This window comes from Variovorax sp. PBL-H6 (assembly GCF_901827155.1).
Taxonomy (GTDB): domain Bacteria; phylum Pseudomonadota; class Gammaproteobacteria; order Burkholderiales; family Burkholderiaceae_C; genus Variovorax.
The window spans coordinates 532,214-548,938 of the sequence record NZ_LR594660.1 but is presented as its reverse complement, the minus strand read 5'-3'; the positions used below and the strand labels follow the sequence as shown (position 1 = coordinate 548,938).

13 protein-coding genes are annotated in these 16,725 nt (G+C 64.2%); 5 read left to right on the top strand and 8 right to left on the bottom strand.

Annotation, left to right across the window (positions count from 1 at the left end; translation table 11 throughout):
* Positions 1-29 precede the first annotated feature (29 nt).
* Together G3W89_RS31015 and G3W89_RS31010 are read right to left on the bottom strand one after the other, a co-directional pair.
* Complete coding sequence (locus tag G3W89_RS31015) at positions 30-3,236, bottom strand: UvrD-helicase domain-containing protein (RefSeq protein WP_162570820.1); 3,207 nt, start codon at positions 3,234-3,236, stop codon at positions 30-32.
* On the bottom strand, positions 3,233-5,860 hold the full coding sequence (locus G3W89_RS31010) for a PD-(D/E)XK nuclease family protein (RefSeq protein ID WP_162570821.1): 2,628 nt from the start codon (positions 5,858-5,860) through the stop codon (positions 3,233-3,235). The genes G3W89_RS31015 and G3W89_RS31010 overlap by 4 nt, the downstream gene beginning before the upstream one ends.
* 106 nt (positions 5,861-5,966) lie before the next feature.
* On the opposite strand from G3W89_RS31010, the gene G3W89_RS31005 reads away from it, so the two are divergent.
* Together G3W89_RS31005 and G3W89_RS31000 are read left to right on the top strand one after the other, a co-directional pair.
* Entirely contained in the window at positions 5,967-6,869 is a 903-nt protein-coding gene (locus G3W89_RS31005; protein ID WP_232076905.1) for a helix-turn-helix transcriptional regulator, read from the top strand.
* Positions 6,870-6,965: 96 nt separating this feature from the next.
* Positions 6,966-7,118: a hypothetical protein gene (locus G3W89_RS31000; protein ID WP_157103372.1), complete on the top strand. Its 153-nt coding sequence runs from the start codon at positions 6,966-6,968 to the stop codon at positions 7,116-7,118.
* A gap of 68 nt (positions 7,119-7,186) precedes the next feature.
* On the opposite strand, the gene G3W89_RS30995 is transcribed toward G3W89_RS31000, so the two are convergent.
* Positions 7,187-7,720, bottom strand: coding sequence for a hypothetical protein (locus tag G3W89_RS30995; protein WP_162570822.1), 534 nt, complete (start codon positions 7,718-7,720; stop codon positions 7,187-7,189).
* A 105-nt stretch (positions 7,721-7,825) separates the two neighbouring features.
* A complete protein-coding gene (locus tag G3W89_RS30990; RefSeq protein ID WP_162570823.1) occupies positions 7,826-8,266 on the bottom strand; it encodes a hypothetical protein in 441 nt (146 codons plus the stop codon).
* Positions 8,267-8,594: 328 nt separating this feature from the next.
* Here G3W89_RS30990 and G3W89_RS30985 point away from each other — a divergent pair, with 328 nt between their 5' ends.
* Positions 8,595-9,059, top strand: a complete 465-nt coding sequence (locus G3W89_RS30985; RefSeq protein ID WP_162570824.1) for an MYG1 family protein — start codon at positions 8,595-8,597, stop codon at positions 9,057-9,059.
* 77 nt (positions 9,060-9,136) lie between these two features.
* On the top strand, positions 9,137-12,049 hold the full coding sequence (locus G3W89_RS30980; RefSeq protein ID WP_012478196.1) for a Tn3 family transposase: 2,913 nt from the start codon (positions 9,137-9,139) through the stop codon (positions 12,047-12,049).
* Positions 12,050-12,352: 303 nt separating this feature from the next.
* Here the strand turns inward: G3W89_RS30980 and tnpC are convergent, their stop codons facing one another.
* The 4 genes from tnpC to G3W89_RS30960 form a co-directional block, all read right to left on the bottom strand.
* A complete protein-coding gene (gene tnpC / locus G3W89_RS30975) occupies positions 12,353-13,870 on the bottom strand; it encodes an IS66 family transposase (RefSeq protein WP_059153614.1) in 1,518 nt (505 codons plus the stop codon).
* A 145-nt stretch (positions 13,871-14,015) separates the two neighbouring features.
* Positions 14,016-14,357: an IS66 family insertion sequence element accessory protein TnpB gene (gene tnpB / locus G3W89_RS30970; RefSeq protein WP_014386445.1), complete on the bottom strand. Its 342-nt coding sequence runs from the start codon at positions 14,355-14,357 to the stop codon at positions 14,016-14,018.
* Positions 14,354-14,695: an IS66 family insertion sequence element accessory protein TnpA gene (gene tnpA, locus G3W89_RS30965; protein WP_014386446.1), complete on the bottom strand. Its 342-nt coding sequence runs from the start codon at positions 14,693-14,695 to the stop codon at positions 14,354-14,356. The genes tnpB and tnpA overlap by 4 nt, the downstream gene beginning before the upstream one ends.
* Before the next feature lie 83 nt (positions 14,696-14,778).
* The gene (locus tag G3W89_RS30960) at positions 14,779-14,922 is read right to left on the bottom strand and encodes a hypothetical protein (RefSeq protein WP_014386447.1); all 144 of its coding nucleotides are present in this window, start codon (positions 14,920-14,922) and stop codon (positions 14,779-14,781) included.
* Positions 14,923-15,230: 308 nt separating this feature from the next.
* Between G3W89_RS30960 and G3W89_RS30955 the strand changes: the two genes are divergently transcribed.
* Positions 15,231-16,712, top strand: coding sequence for a glutamine synthetase family protein (locus G3W89_RS30955; RefSeq protein ID WP_060710153.1), 1,482 nt, complete (start codon positions 15,231-15,233; stop codon positions 16,710-16,712).
* Positions 16,713-16,725 lie beyond the last annotated feature (13 nt).

Below are 16,725 nucleotides of genomic sequence, written 5' to 3'. Positions count from 1 at the left end.
TTTTCTTGTTGGCTTCGTGCTTGCGAAGGTCAAGCAACCTCAAGGCTAGGGAGAGCTCGAACGCGCAGCGCCCGAGCGGCTACCGGCAAGAAGAGCCACTGTTCGGTAACCGGCCGTCCAGTCGCGCGGACCAGCGCATCCGCGTACGAGGCGAGCTGAGGCCCGTGCTCGCGCACGAGCTCCTCATCGTGAGTCGCACCGCGCGGGTTGGACTTGTGGTCGATGAGGACCCATCCGGCTGGTGTGTCAACGAGGAAGTCGATGCGCCCGCGCAGCCGCGTGCCGTCCTCACGGTCGACCTCGATGGGCACCTCCACGTGAACCGGGCAACCGGGCCAGCGCTTGGCAATCCAGGCGAGGAAGGAGTCGACCTGGCCGACCACGGCGCCCGTGTCGACAGCGTGCGCAACATCCCAGCGCGTCAAGAGCCGCTCGACGTCCTCGCCCGAGATGCTTCCGGCCACGCCAGAGCGGGCGATACAATGGTGCAAGGCCGTTCCAAGGAGAACCATGTCGACGCTCTTCGAGATGGCAATGCGGGTGCCGACAGCCTCGACCTCACCGACGGCGAAGACGCTCGCCTCGGCGCCTTCGCCGGTGCTGGGCCGGTGCCACAGCGGACGGCTGGCAAGCGGCGCGGCAGGGCTGAACCAACTGCGGTCAGCGGCAGTGGCCGCCGGTGGCTCCGCGGCGCAGTCGGCGGCGGACCAAAGCTTGGTCTCGCGCTGCACATGACGACCGTCGGGCAGCACCATCACGCCGCTTTCACCAAAAAGTAGTTCTGAGGCGCCGACCTCGTCGACCCAGGAGCGGTCGGGCCTGGTCTTCATGGCTGAAACCAGGACGAGCGCGTCTCGAGCGCGTGTCATGCTCACATAGAGGAGGCGCTTGTTTTCCTCCAGGCCGGCTTTGGCCATCGCCTGGCCGATTTGGGAGTTCTCGGCGTTGAGCGCCGCTTGCGGAGCCTTGCGTTTGCCGAAAGTTCTCGGCCAGCAGTGGATGAAGCGGTCGCGCAAGGGCTCCTGCGGGTCGAGCTTCTCGGCATTGGTGCGCGCACGGACATCCCAGACCGCGGTGCGCGCGCCGGCGCCCAGGCCCGTCAGGATGGCAACCGGCCACTCGAGGCCTTTTGCACCGTGGTGCGTGAGCACGGCAACCGCGTCATCGGCGGCAGCGGCCCGGGCGTCCTCGCCGCCAGCCGCTTGAGTTGACAGCCACCGCAGGAGGCCGCCCACCGACGCAGGCTGCTTGGAAGAGACGCACTCGCTCTCGTAGGTCGTGGCCATCGCGAGCAGCGCTTCCACGTTGTCGACACGAACGCGCGCTTCCTGCGGTGTGCGCGACCAGGCGCTGGCCAGCATGGCCACGTGGGACTCCGCCTTGGCCAGCCGGAGGGCTTCCGCAGGCGTCAGCGAGAGCAGGGACGGGCGAAGCGTCTCCAGCCGCGCAAGCAAGGGATGCGCATTGTTGCCCGTGGCCCTCCACTCATGGGACGGCTTCTCCGCGGCAAGATGGTCCAGGCGGTCGCCAAGCCACTCCTTGGCGGGCATGCCGGCCGCGAGCGTGAGGATGAGCGCCGTCGCCACGGTGTCCGTCGGGTCCTGCAGGCGACGAAGGCACGCTGTGACCAGCAAGGCCTCGGGCGTTGACAGGAGGCCCGGGCGGCCACTCGCCGACGGGATGCTCCAGCGCGCGAGAGCTGCCGCGGCGTAATCAATCTGGTCGTTCGTGCGGCACAGCACAGCAATGTCGCCCGCCCTGATGGCGCGCAGCTCCTTCGTGCCCTTGTCGTAGACCTTCGCTCCGGAAGCAAGGAGCTCCGTGATGGCAGGGCCGAGCCCGAGATAGTCGAGCTCGCCTTTCCTGCTCTCGAAGGTCCAGTCGTAGAGCGCTGGCTGGCCGGGGATGTCGCCTCGCGTCGGCGCGAGCTTCACGGCGTCGGCTTCGAGGTCCGGCGCAAACGCAGGCACGAACACGGCGTTCGCGAGCGACACCAGCGCGGGGGTCGAGCGCCTGGAGTCGGTGAGCGGGTCGCCGATGATTCCACCCCAGCCCTGGACGGCGCCGATGACCCCCGCGATGAGCGAGGCGTCAGTGCCGCGGAATCCGTAAATGGCCTGCTTGGGGTCGCCGACCCAGACCGAGCGCCTGGCGAGCTTGGCGATTTCGACAAAGAGCGCGAGCTGCAGCGGGCTCGTGTCCTGGAACTCGTCGACGAGAACGAGGTCGAGCTCGCTCGACAAGGCCTCTCGCACGGCTTCGCTCTCGCGCAAGGCCCGCAGCAGTTCGACCTCCTGGTCAATGAAGTCAACCGCACCGAGTTCTTCCTTGGCACGTCTGAAGGTGTCCAGGGTGTCAGTGGCCAGGCTGAACACAAGGTCGAGGTAGCGCCGCACCTCCTCGTGAAACTGCGGGTGACGCTCGTGCGCCTGCGCCGCGTCGACGACCGGCTGCACGAGACCCACGAGCTTGGCGCCAATCTTGACGTTGCATGCGGCGAGCCAGTCAGGCCAGGTCCAGTTGCCCGACTTGAAGAGGCGATGCAAGCGCTCGAGCTCCTCGATGCCGTCCCGCATGACCTTGTCGACCCTGCCACCGGCGGCGTCCCGGGACTCGATGTCCTTGGCGACCGCCGTCTTGGCCGTCGCGAGTTCCTCCAGCAGCCTGGCGGCATGGTCGACGCCACCCTCGGGCGCCGGCCAGTTCTCGAGCATCCGGTCTGCGTTCGTCGCGCCCATTGCGCGAAGCGCCTCTCTGGAAATGTCGTTTTCGCGAGCGGCCTTGACCACCTTGCCGATGGTGTCGGACCACATGGCGTCCTCCATCCCCAGCCGGCGCATGAGCGTCAGCAGTTCCGTGCGACGCTCGGCGTCGAAGGTGTCGTCGAGCGCACGGGCAAGAAGTTTCTTGGTCTGGGCCTCGCTCAGCACCGTCTGGTCGGGGGAGAGACCCATCTCGAAGCAAAACCGCTCGAGCAGCTGGCCACAGACACTGTTGACGGTCCCGATGCGCGCCTGGCCGATGGCTGTGACCAGGTCCATGCGGCCATGCTCGAGCAGTCTGGTGCGCACGCGTTCGCGCAGCTCCGTGGCTGCCTTCACCGTGAAGGTCGTGGCGAGCACCGCGTGGGGGCGCACCGGTTCGTTGCCGCCAAGGAGTGCCTCCGACAGGATGCTCGTCAGGCGGTAGGTCTTGCCGCTTCCTGCGCCGGCACTGATGAACTCAACTGGATTCATTGTTCCCAGCCTCCGAGCAGGGTGAGGTGTTCACGATGGAAGGGACCGAGCGTGGTGACCGGCAAGGTGCCTTCCGGCCCTTGGAATTCGGCAATGTCCGCCTGGGCGTCGACCAGTTCGACGGTGCCCTCCGCCCACTGGGACATGCGCCACTTCCAGCTTTCCCTTGCCTGAGCCAGCATCGGGTCGACCGTGACGCCGCCCGCGGGCTTGCGCAGTTGGGCATCCGGGAAGATGCCAGGCGTGGAGATGAGCAGCGTTGCCGAGTCGAAGACAAAGTAACCCAAGGCCACGGGCAGCTGCCCGTAAACCTGGTGCGTCAGACTTGCATACAGCGCGAGCTGCAGGTGGCGGCCTTCCACAAGCGCCTCTCCATGCCGCTTGGTGCCGGACCACTTGAGGTCAAGGGTGACACTGCGCTCCTGCGGCAGGTCGACCAGCAGGTCAATCTTGCCGATGACCTCCACGTCGCCCAGCAATCCCTGGACAGGAACCTCCACCTGGACTCGAACAGCGCCGGCGCTTTGCAGGTGTGTGAGCAAGGTGAGGAGCGCCGTGCGGCAGATTCGCTTGAACCGGCTCATGCTTACGCCGGCGCCCTGCATCAGGAGCGGTGCGCCTTCTGCGAGCAGGAGCTCGTCGACCATGGCGTCGAACCAGGCGCCGGCCTGCGCGCTGGTCCAGCGCAGAACATGTTCTTGTTGGAAGAATCGCTCGACCACCCGATGCGCAAGGTTGCCAAGTAGCTTGTTCTCGTGCTCATCGTCGAGGCCACTCCCCGGTCGCAGGTGGGCCACGTCCTTCAGGACGGCGAGGGCGGGGTTGTTGAAGAGCTCGTTGAGTGCCGTGTACGACTGGTGCTTCTTGCGAGAGGCGAGGGGACGCTCGAGCTCGAGGTAGCGCCCCGCGCGCTGCAGGGGAGCATCGGTGACGCGACGGGCAATCGAGCCCAGGTGCGTGCCGTACAGGTCGTCATCGATGCGGTGCACCTTCACTTTCGGCGCCAACTGCCGGATAAGTTGCCAGATGGGGTGTTCTTCCGCACCCGGCGGCGGCAGCACCAGGACGAAGCGTTCCTTGGCAGCAAAAAGTGGGCGCAGCCACTGCGTTGCGAGCAGCTCCAGCTCACGCTTGGGGTCACGAAGCTCGACCCCCAGGCTCCTGAGTGCATCGACCTCGCTTTGCGACCAAGGAAGCGGCCGGGGAAGGGCCGGCGTCGAAGGCATCCACCAGACGACTTCACCTGCAGGCTCGAGGCATGCGGCCGCGGTGGTCGCGGATTTCAGGCAGCCGACCTGGGAGACGGCAGCGGGGTTGGTCGCGCCGGCGGGCGTGGACTGCGCCAGCAGCTGTTCGATTTGCCGCGGTACCAGGTGCTCCAGGCCCTGCTGGCGCAGCTCGGCCAGGCCCACGAGCACGGCGTCGCACTGGCGAAGTGCCGGCGCGATGGTCGCAGCTTCACCAGCTTGGTGGACGGCGCGTCGTTGCAACGCCGTGCGCACCTTCTCGACGCGGACAGCGACCTCGGTGATGGGGGCGCCGTCTGCGCGGGACCAGCGCTCCCCCTCGAGCCAGAAGGCGACCTCCTCCAGAAGTGTCTGCGCGTTTTCCTTCTCGCCGATGCTCGCCTTGGCAGCAATCCAGGCCTCTCCGCCGAGACCCGGCTGCTCGGCAATCGCACGCGCGAGCTTGCCTCTCGCAGCTCGGCTGAACGGCCCGTAGGGATGCACGAGGAACTCGACGAGGCGTCCGATATGGAGCGGCGCCCACAGCATCTCGAGCGCCAGCCCCAGCGTCTGCAGCGCGGGTCGCAGGCTGCTCGGGCTGTCGAAGCCACAGGCGGCGGCGCCCGTTGCCATCAAGGTGGCGTCCAGGGAGTCGCCCCCTTGCTCGCAAAGCACCAGGCGATTCGCCGGGTTGGCACGGCACCAAGCGCTCAGCCAGTGCTCGGCGGTCTCGCGCGACTGTGCTTGCAGGACCTGGACGGTTCCATCGTTGAGAGCAAAGGCCTCGGGGGCTTTCAGCTGGCCATTGGCCACAGATTCTGCGGCGAGGCGCTGCAGCTCACGAAGCTGCCCTTTGCCGCCAGGTTCGGCGGCTTGGGGCTCGTGCACGCCCTTCAGGTGATTGAGAACAGCGCGCCACATGGCCGGAAAGCTCGCAGAGGGGTCGGCGAGCCTGACCTGCGAAATGGGCACCGTGTTGCCTGCAGCGAGCGCAGAGGCCACTTCCACCAGGCGCTCACCCTCGCCAGGTGCGACGTGGCCGAAAGCAGCCTCCTCGACGCTCGCCAGTTCCTGGATGCGCAGCGGAGAGGAGGGCGATGCCTTTCCATCCCAGCCGCCCAGGCGCCACTCGTCGCGCCATGAGAGAAGAAGTGCTGCGGTGCCGACGTCGTCTACCTGGAGCGACCGGCTGTAGAAGCGGCTGCCGTCGTCGAACTTGCGCAGGTGACCGAGGTACGCCGCCACGCGCTGCGCCTGCGGCACCTCCGGCCGAGCCAGACCCAGGTAGGTCTCCAACAGGCCAAGAAGTCCCATGCGCCCGACGACCGGCTCCCTGAAGTACCCCCTGTCCGAGGGGCCCTGGCGCTCGTCAAGTCTCAATCCAAAGGTGACCTGCATCCGGATTCCTCACAGCACCGCGAATCGCGTACAAAAATTATACGTATAAAAAGAAGACTAAAGAACTGATTTTTCGTATCATCCAGACATGCCGCAGCAGCCGTCATTGCCCCCGGACTCCGACGAGGCGGGGGAAAAGGCGCCCGCCCGCTGGAGCCAGGGCCGTCGCCTCGAGTTCTTGGATTTCCGCCTTCGCTGGGAGGGGCGGCTCAACCGCAGCGACCTGACGAATTTCTTTGGCATCTCGGTGCCGCAGGCATCGCTCGACATCTCCAAGTACCTGGAGCTCGCTCCCAACAACGCGGTCTACGACCGGAGCTCGAAGGTCTACCTGGCCACCGACGGGTTCGAGCCGCTCTACCCCTCGAACGAACCCTCGCGATACCTGAACGAGCTCCTCGCGCGCGAAATCGGGGTGCTGCCTGCAGAGCAGAGCTTCCTGGGCTGGACGCCGCCGACGGCCGCCGTTGCCGCGCCCACGAGAAAGCTGGAGGCGAACACCGTCGTGGCCGTGCTGACCGCGATACGGCAGCGTGTCTGCTTGCGCGTGACCTACCAATCGATGTCCTCGGCCGAACCCAAAGCGCGAATCATCTCTCCGCATGCGGTCGCCTTCGACGGCTACCGGTGGCACGTCCGTGCGTTCTGCCACACACGCGGCGACTTTCGTGATTTCGTGATGGCGCGGATGCTCGGCGTGGAGGTACTCGAGGACGCCGGCACCGACGGCGCAGACGACGAGGCTTGGCACCGTCAGGTCAGCCTGGTGCTGGCGCCGAACTCACGTCTCTCGAAGGCCCATCGCAAGGTCATCGAGCTCGACTACGGGATGGTCGACGGAGAGGTCGTTCTGGAATGTCGCCAGGCACTTCTCTTCTATTCACTCAAGCGACTCGGGCTGCTGGAGGTGGATGCCTCAGAGCCGCATGTGCAGCAAATCGTGCTGAGAAACCGTGCCGCGGTGATGAAGTTCCTGCCGGCGGCGCCCGCGGAGGAGGGCGGGGCGTGATGACCACGAAAGACGGACGAATGATTGCACTCAAGTGCGTTGGTTGTGGAGCATGTCCCGAAAACTCCTGGACCTGGTGCAGCTGGCCGCCCTTTGGTGGCCCTCGTCGTTATGGCCCTCGTCGGGGGCCTCTGGTACCTGGGCGATGCGTACACCGAGAACGGGTTTAAGAACTGCCGCGCCAACGGCAGCTCCTATACCTGGTGCCAAGCCACCATCAAGTGGCAGTCGTTCAAGGCGCTGTTTTAGCGCGTTTCGTTCCAATTCAGCCGCCTCGTACATCGGGGCGGCTTTTCTTCGTGCCGGGGTGGCGACCCTTACGAGCCAAAGAGCGCCTTCGACGGCGTTTGGACCCAGGCGTGGGTCACCTCGTCGAGGAGGTAGAAACCGCTTGCCACCCCCTTGCGCCACTGGAACAGGACGATGGCCTTCGCGCGGTAGACGTCCTTCACCGCCTTCAACCGGTCAATGTCCTCCTCGGTTGGCTTCGGCGCCGAGCCGCCCTTGACCTGGATGAGCGTGATGTCGAACAGGTCCAGCGACTTCAGCTGCGGGTGAGCCGGATGGTTCGGCTTTCCACCGCTCTTGCGGATGGCAACGATGTCCACAATGCCTGCGGACTCCCGGCCCGCTGGCCCGAGAAAGTCGACAAACTTCCATCGCTTCGAGCTTCGCTGTGCCAGCGCCTTGGCCAGGGTGTTGGCCATCCGACCCGTCTTGGCCGCGGATGCTGCGGCGGCTTGCCATTTCTCCAGATGGGTCGCTGGGACCTCGACCTTCGGCGGTCCGGCCGCGGGGTCCACAGAGACTTCAGTGACTAGAGTCGTGGAATTCTTCTTGGTCGTTGGCATCTGGTCTCCTGTTTCGATGGCGAGGATGGTAGCTGTCGGCAGGAAGCTTGGTTGCGTGCCGGGCGTGGAAAAAGCCCGCAGCGTGATGCAGCGGGCTCTCGAAAATCAATCTTTCCATCCGCGCCAGCTCAGGTTCGGCACGGTCATGAAGCCCGCGACCTCTAAGGGCTGGTGGCAGTTGAACTTGGCGCCATTTTTCAGGCGTAGCTCGGGATAGAGGGAACGGAAGTACTCGACCACCGCAAGGCCTCGGGTCGTGGAGTACACGTAGCCGTTGCGCGACAGATGCAGTAGGTCGTTGAGGTCGGCGCCGATGCGGTTGGTAAAACCGCTGACACCTTTGCTGAGGCCGTAGGCGGTCGGCCGCGCGCGAGGCGCGATGCGGTCAAACCACTTGGTCTCGCATGACCTGCCGCGCTTGCGGACCAGGTATTCGCTTTCGTCAGTCTCGGTAACACCCAGCAGCAGCCATAGATGGCGCGGGGTGAGTGCTAGGCGGACGTTCCAGGGATGAGCGCCTCCGCCTCTTGGCGCTTGTTCTCCCACCGCTCGAGCATCAGGAGCTCTCGGGCCTGGGCCGCCTCCTTCCGTCGGAGTTCGATTTCTTCAGGGGTGAGTTTCTTGGGCATAGAGTTCCTTGGTAGATGACCTTCTGGGTATAGGGAAGCCCGCCAGGCTCCGTGCCTCTCTAAAGGCGCGGGGGTCAGGGATAGCAAGGAAAATCTCCGACAGAAATAGGCGCATTTCCGCCACGGCAAGCTCTTTCCGAGGACTCGGCCTGCAGGCACGGGAGAACTGGTTTTCTGAACAGATGCCCGCCTGGTATGAAGGCGGCGAGCTACACGAAGCAGGACCAACAACATCCAGGAACCCCATGAAGAAACAAAACCCTGTTATCGCGACCCATTCGGGTTCTTTCCACGCCGACGACGTGGCAGCCTGCGCTGTGCTGGCCAAGCTCTTCCCTGCGGCCACCCTCGTTCGCACCCGCAACCCTGAATTCATTCGGCGCGCGCAGTTTGCGGTCGACGTCGGCGGAATCTGGGACCCGGTGAACGGTCGCTTCGACCACCATCAGAAGGGCTTCGTTGGCGCGCGCTCCAGCGGCGTCGTCTATGCCAGCGCCGGCCTCGTCTGGGCTGCTCACGGCCAGGCCTATGTGCAGGCCGTCGCGCCCAAGCTCACGCCGCTGCAAGCCGCTCGTGTTGCCAGCTCCATCGACGACGAGTTGATGCAGCATCTGGACATGGCCGACACAGGCGCCGCGCAAGGGGGTCGATTTGTTTTCGTTGTCAAAAGTGACGGTAGGAGATCGAGCACTGGCGTAGGGGTGGTCTGATAAGCCCTTGATTTCATTGGTTTTCCTGTTCACTTTTTCAGGCGTATTGTGTCTGCCCCAATCACCGGAGACACAAGATGCAAAGCTGGCACACAACCTACCTTGGCCTGCGAGAGCTGCCAAGGGAAATCAGCACCTTCGAGCTTCAGTCGTTTTTCACGTACAGCCGTACTGAGCGCGAGCTCATCAACGCCCGCCGAAGCAACGCCCACAAGCTGGGTCTGGCACTGCACATAGGTTTCTTGCGCTTGAGCGGGCGCCTGCTGAATTCGGTGCGCATCGTTCCGACAACCCTGTGGCGCCATCTGGGTGACGAAATCGGCATCACTGCTGTTGAACTGGCATCCCTGCGAGCCCTGTATGTTCGCGGTCGAACCCTCTTTGACCATCAACAACTGGCCTGTGATGTCCTGGGGTTTCATTGGATGACGGAGCACCAACGTCGCGCCCTGGTACGCACCCTGCGCGATGAGGTGGCCCGCTGCGCCGATCGGGATCAATTGCTCGTATTCGCTCGGCGCTGGTTGTATCAAAGCAAGATCCTGATCCTGCGCGACCGTGACATCCGTGTCCTGGTCACAGCGGCGCTGGGACAACTCGAAGAAGAAACAGCCAAAACGATTGCGGCATCTGTGCTGCCCGAACAACTGGTGCGCTGGCGGGATGCCATGGCCGCATTGCGCCCGGATGGGCAAACCCAGCAGAGCTGGTTGTGGTCGGCACCGGCCAAACACTCAACCAAACAAATTGGCGAGGTGTTCGAGCGAATCGAACTGCTGTACGCCCTGAATGTCCACAAACACCTGGACGACCTGTCCGGTCTCATTGTGCGGCGCTATGCACGCCGCCTGGCTTCAAGGCCTCCCTCGGTGGGGGCCAGGATCAAAGAACCCGCTCGCACAGTGGAGGTTGGCTGCTTTTTACGGCACTGCCTGTTTACCAGCACAGACCAAGCTATCTTGATGGTTCAGCGGCGCGTTGCCGATCTTTGGCGCACGGTCGCAGCAGGTGTCACGGAGACGGTCAATTGGGCTGACCTGTACAAGACATTGCTGGCAGAGCTGGCTGGTTTGGTCGCCCAGGGTGAACTTCAAGACGCGGAGTTGCGGGCTCGAATTGTTGCCCTGCTCAGTGCCAGCCAGCAAGGCAAACCACCCAGCCGGGCCTCGGTGGTGCGTGAGCGTTTGTTTGACGCCATACGTCCCGTGCGCTCTTTGCTGGCCGAAATCACCAAGCTGCCCTGGCAGGCCAATAGCGAGCACCCGGTGACCACAGCCTTGGCCCAATTGACGAAACTGTACGCGGGCAAACTTCGCGAACTACCTGCTGATGTCAGCGCCCCTCGCTTGGGTTCGGTCTGGAGCGGCGCGATTGCGGGTGCCGACCGGGAGCGCGCGTTTCGGGCCTTGGAGGTGGCCACCCTGTTTTCATTGCGACGTGCCGTGCGCAACGGTTCGGTGTGGATTGAGCACAGCCTGAGCTTTCGTGGCCGCGCACGCCTGTTCTTCACTGATGCGCGCTGGCAGGAAGAAGCCAAACGGCACTATGCCCGACTGTCACTGCCAGCCAATGCATCCACACTTTTGAAGCCGTTGCTGGCCAAGGTACGCGCCGGCGTGGAGGCAGTGGCCGTCGCCGCGCGCAGCGGTGTGCTGCGCGTGGACGAAGAACTCCACCTTTCAGTATTGCCGGCAGAGGATGAAGATCCAGAGGTGATTAAGTTGAGGGCCAAACTTGACCTGAGGATCGGTGAGGTGCAACTCCCAGAAGTGATCCTGGCCGTTGACGCTCAGGTACGTTTCAGCTGGATCATGCTTGGCCGCGAGCCACGTTCGACAGAAGAGCTGCTGATGGTCTACGCCGGCATCATGGCCCACGGCACCAGTCTGACGGCGGCCGAATGCGCCCGTATGATTCCGCAGTTGTCTGCCACCAGCATCCGTCAGGCCATGCGTTGGGCCGGGGACGAGCGTCGCTTGAGTCAAGCCTGCCACGCGGTGCTGGAGTTCATGCAACGGCACCCCATTGCAGCGACATGGGGTCGCACGGACCTGGCGTCGTCCGACATGATGAGCATGGAAACCACCCAACGGGTGTGGCAGGCCCGACAGGATCCAAGACGCAACACGTCCTCGATTGGCATCTACTCCCATGTGCGTGACCGATGGGGGATCTTCTACGCGCAGCCTTTTGTGCTCAATGAGCGCCAGGCAGGGGTCGCCATTGAGGGTGTCGTGCGCCAAGAATCCATCGAGACCAGCCAGTTGGCGGTGGACACCCACGGCTACACCGACTTTGCCATGGCGTTGGCCCGGCTACTGGGGTTCGATCTATGCCCACGACTGAAGGAATTGAAGCAGCGTCATCTGTACGTGCCGCGTGGCACGATCATTCCACCGGAGATCGCAGCAGTTTGCGAGGCTACCGTCGATACCGCTTTGATTGAGAAGCACTGGGACACCTTGGTCCATTTGGCAGCCTCGGTGATGAGCGGCAACGCCAGCGCAGTTGCAGCGCTGGCCAGATTTGGATCGGCGGCGCGGGGAGACCCCATCTACGAAGCGGGTGTTCAGTTGGGGCGCTTGCTGCGAACTGCGTTCCTGGCCGACTACTTTGTCAAAGACGCCTTCAGGAATGAGCTGCGTCGGGTACTCAACCGGGGTGAGGCGGTCAATGCCTTGAAGCGGGCGATTTATACCGGCAGAGTGAGCCCGGCTCAGGCCAAGCGGGCCGAGGAAATGCAGGCGGTGGCTGACGCCTTGAGTCTGTTGGCCAACATCATCATGGCCTGGAACACAACCCAGATGCAGGCCGTTCTGGACCGCTGGGCCAACCGGCGTCAGGTCATCCCGGCGGAGCTCACGGGGAAAATTGCGCCGACGCGGCTGCAAGGTATCAATTTGAGGGGCGTATTCCGCTTTCCAGTGGAGCGTTATGCCAGTGAAATCCTGCCGTCACAGACCACGCCGAAAACCGGGACCGGCGGTTGAAACCGAGCACGCTTTTGCGCCCTCAAACGGCGATCAAAAAAATCAACAGGAAACCCAATGAAATCAATGGCTTGGCAGGCCACCCCTACGCCAGTGCTCGATCTCCTACCGTCACTTTTGACAACGAAAACAAATCGACCCCGTGGATCTGCACTTCAATCAGGCCGCCTTCGCGCTGCGGCACGGTCGCCAGGTTCGGCTCGATTCGCACCGGCAGCAACTGCGCCGGCGCCGCCGGCACACCGTAAGCGTTCCGCGAACGACACCCTTGCGCCGTCGATGACGGCGTGTTGAAGGATGGTTCTACGCGGCGGCGGCGAGCGCCGCGTTTGGCACGGCGATGTCGGTGGCAGGCCGCCAGTTGTGCGGCAGCAGCTGCGCGAGGTCGCGCTGCTTGAGCGTGGGCAGACGCTCGAAGACGTCCTTGAGGTAGGCCCAGGGATCGTGCCCGTTTAGTTTGGCCGACTCGATCAGGCTCATGACCACGCCAGCGCGCTCGCCGGCCTGCTGCGAGCCTACAAAAAGCCAATTCTTGCGGCCAACGCACAGCGGGCGCACCGCGTTCTCCGCCGCGTTGTTGTCGATTGGGACGTCGCCGTCGTCCAGGTAGCGCGTGAGCGCGCGCCAATTGCTCAGCGAATAATCGATCGCCTTGGCCGTCACGTCGGCATTGGCCAGCTTCTGGCGCTGCCCGGTCAGCCAGAGGTGCAGGGCCTGGACGATGGGCCTGGAGCGTTGCTGGCGCAGCAGCCACCGTGCCTGGGGTTCGAGTTCGCGCGCCTCGCGCTCGACCTCGTACAGCTTTGCGATCAGCGCCACCGCCTGGCCGGCGATCTGGCTGGCGTTGAACTCGTGCGCCTCGAACAGCTTGCGCCGCGCGTGGGCCCAGCATAGTGCGGCGCTGACGCCTTGCGCCTGAAGCCCAAAATAGCCGCTGTAATCGTCGCTGACCAGCGTGCCGCCGAAGCCTCGCAGCACGCGCCGCGGATGTTCGCCGGCGCGGCTGGCGGTGAAGTCGAACAGCACCGCGCGCTGGGCCACGAAGTTGGTCGTGCGGTAGACCCAGACGTAGGCCCGTTTGGTCTTGCCGCGCCCCGGCGCCAGCAGCGACACCGGCGTCTCGTCGGCGTGGATCACACCGTGGCTGAGGATGAAGCCCTTCAGTGCATCGGCCAGCGGTGCCAGACGCACCCCGCAGATGCCGATCCACTGGGCCATGCTCGAGCGCGGGATGTGCACGCCAGAGCGCGCGTAGATCTCTTCCTGCCGGTACAGCGGCAAGTGATCGTCGTGCTTGGCCACCACCACCTGCGCGAGCAGGCCCGGCGCGGGGATGCCTTTGTCGATGATCTGCGCGGGCATCGGCGCGGCCTGGATCGTCTGGCAGCACGTGCAGGCGTACTTGCCGCGGATATGGCGCAGCACGAAGAATTGGGCCGGCACGCAATCGAGCTGCTCGCTGACTTCTTGGCCGATGCGCTTGAAGGGCTGGCCGCACTCGCAGTGGGTCTGCTCGATCTCGTGATGGTGATCGATGCGCGGCAGGCTCGCCGGCAGCGCCTGGCGCACCGCCTGGCCTTTGGCCCGGGGTGGCGCTACCGGTGGCTTCTGGTCTTGCTGGGCGGCGCGGTCTTCCAGCGCCGTGTCGGCCAGGATCTGATCGAACAGCACCGCCTGCGTGCTCGTCTCCAGGCTCTCGCTGGAGGAGCCGAAGCGCCAGCGCTTCAGCCGCGCGATCTCGAAGTTCAGCGCCTCGATCCTGGTTTGCTTGAACTTCAGCTCGCCTTGCATGCGCCCGATCACATCGCGCAGCTCCTGCATCGAATCCAGTGCGCCCGGCGCATCGATCGTGTGGGTGTCCGGGCCTTCGAGCATGGCCGCCATCATGCCTCGCGCGCGCGTGCGCGCGAGGCATGACTTTCTCCAATAGACAAACGCGCAAATCCCGACCTCGAATCGAGCGCATTCAGACCACCGTGATCGACTGCGGCTGCGCGCTGCCCAGGCGCTGCCACGGCAGGCCCGCGACGAGCCAGTCGAACTGCTCGCGCGTGAGTTGAAGTGACCCCGTGTCCTGGCGCGGCCAGGCGAAGCTGCCCGCTTGCAGCCGCCGGGTGCACAGCCACATGCCCGCGCCGTCGTAGACCAGCACCTTGAGCCGGTCGGCGCGGCGGTTGGCAAACACGTAGGCGTGGTGGGCTTGCGCGCCCAGCGCGAAGCCGCGCACCACTTGGGCCAACAGCGTGTCGATGCCCCCGCGCAGGTCGGCCGCGCCAAGCGCCAGCCAGATGACGTCGATGCGAATCATCGGCCGAACTCCCGCAGCAGCGAAGCGAGTTCACGCGTGTGCGCCAGCGGCCAATGCAGATCGAGCCGGGTGCCTCCCACGTTCAATTCGACGCGCACCGATGTCGATGCGGCACCAGGCGCCACGCGGGCGGCCACGAAGCCGCTCGGCCTGGCGGCTGGCGAGGGCTCAGGGCTGACGCCGTCGAGCCGCGCCTGCCAGCGCCGCGCATGTGCGCACCAGCTTTGCAGCGTTCCCGCTGGCACCCCGTTGGCCTCGGCCCATACCTGCGCCTTCTGGCCAGAGGCACGATACGCCGCCACTTGCTCCAGGCACCGTTCCATCTGCTGTCGATCCATGTCCACCTCGTCTCGTTCGTTGATTGCGAAGACCCGAGGTTCGCAGCTTCAACGGTGAGATGAAAGATGGGTTCGCGGAACGCTTACAGCGCATCGACCGTGTCGCTGATGAAGTAGGCCAGGTGCCCCGCAGGCAGCCAGTCCTGCAGCGATGCGGACAGCAGCATCTCTTGTTGCGGTTCGTAGGGGCGGTAACTTATGGCCATGCAGCTTGAACGCTCACTCATGTGCGCAGGTCATCAGGGGATTCCCTGCTTCTGCCGCCCACGCTCCTAGCCTGCCGCGTGGCTCCTAGCGTTGCCGTAGGGCTCGAAGTGGCGGGGGGTGGTTGAAAAAACCATTGCATCACTCGCATTTTTGCGAATAGGTTTCGCATGTTTTCCTTTCAGGTTCTCAGGAAATCAACATAATATTAATCTGCGACAAAGATCAATTGGCAAATTTAATGCGTGCTGAACTGATCTGGTGGCAGATGGTTGGGTAATTCGTTAATTCTAAACAACCGGCATCTATGCCGGAAAACCCGAAGACAAAAATGAGCCAGAAATTCATTGATCGGCACGGCTTGTGGTCCGACGCCCAGAAGGCGGCGGCCGTTGAAGTGCTGAAGAAAATCGAGCAGGACGGCATTCAGATGATTCGCCTCTCATGGCCGGATCAATATGGTCTGCTGCGCGGGAAAATGCTGTCGGTGGCAGCCTTGCGCTCCGCATTCGGCAGCGGCTCGGAAATCACCATGGCGCCCTTTTTCTTCGACACGGCCAGCGCCTTCGTGTTCAATCCCTTTTCCTCGGATGGCGGGCTTGGCAACCCGGAGTTGGCGGGCAGCCCTAACGTGGTGATGGTGCCCGACCCCACCACCTTCCGCGTGCTGCCCTGGGCTGATCGCACGGGCTGGATGCTGGCCGATCTGTACATGCGTAGCGGTCGGCCCTTCCCGCTGAGCCCGCGTGCCCTGTTGAAGAAAGCGCTGGGGCAGTTGGCGGATCTGGGCTATGACTTCCATGGTGGCCTGGAGGTGGAGTGGTACTTGACGCGCATCGTCGACCCCTGCCTGGAGCCCGAGACGCTGGGTGGCCCCGGCACACCGGCGGCACCGCCCAAGGTGATGCCGGTCGCCAAGGGCTACTCCTATCTGCTCGAAAATCACTTGGACGAGGTCGAACCCATCATGGCCGAGGTGCGCCAGCACCTGCTGACGCTGGGCATGCCGTTGCGCAGCATCGAGGATGAATGGGGGCCCAGCCAGATGGAGACCACCTTCGACGTCATGTCCGGCCTGGACATGGCCGACACCATGGTGTTGTTCCGCAACGCAGTCAAGCAAATCTGTCGGCGGCGCGGTTACCTTGCCAGTTTCATGTGCAAACCCAAGATTGAGGGTTTCTGTGCCTCGGGCTGGCATCTGCACCAGTCGCTGGCGGCGCGCGACTCCGGCGTCAATGCCTTCGTTCCGCAGACGGGCGAGCCGCTGTCGGCGCTGGGCCGGGCCTATGTCGGTGGCCTGCTCAAACATGCCTGTGCGGCCTCCAGCTTCACCACCCCCACGGTTAACGGCTACCGACGCCGACGCCCGTTCTCTCTGGCCCCGGATCGGGTGACCTGGGCCGAGGACAACCGCGCCGCCATGGCGCGCGTGATCGCCGCCCCAGAAGACTCAGCCAGCCGTGTGGAAAACCGGGTCGGCGAGCCGGCGGCCAACCCCTACCTGTATCTGGCCTCGCAGCTCTTCTCGGGGATCGATGGCATTCGTCGCCAACTCGATCCCGGCCCTCTGCAGGAAACGCCCTATGCCGCCGACGTTCCGATCCTGCCGCGCAACCTGGCCGAGGCGCTGGACGTGCTGGAGGGCTCCAGCTTCTTCCGCGAAGCCTTCGGCGAAGAGTTCATCCACTACTGGCTGCACCTGCGGCGCAGCGAATGGGCGCGCTTCGTGGCCGCCGAAGGCGCCGACGTGGACATGGCGGGCGACCCCGTCACCGACTGGGAGCATCGCGAGTACTTCGAACTGTTCTGAACTGAACCAGGTA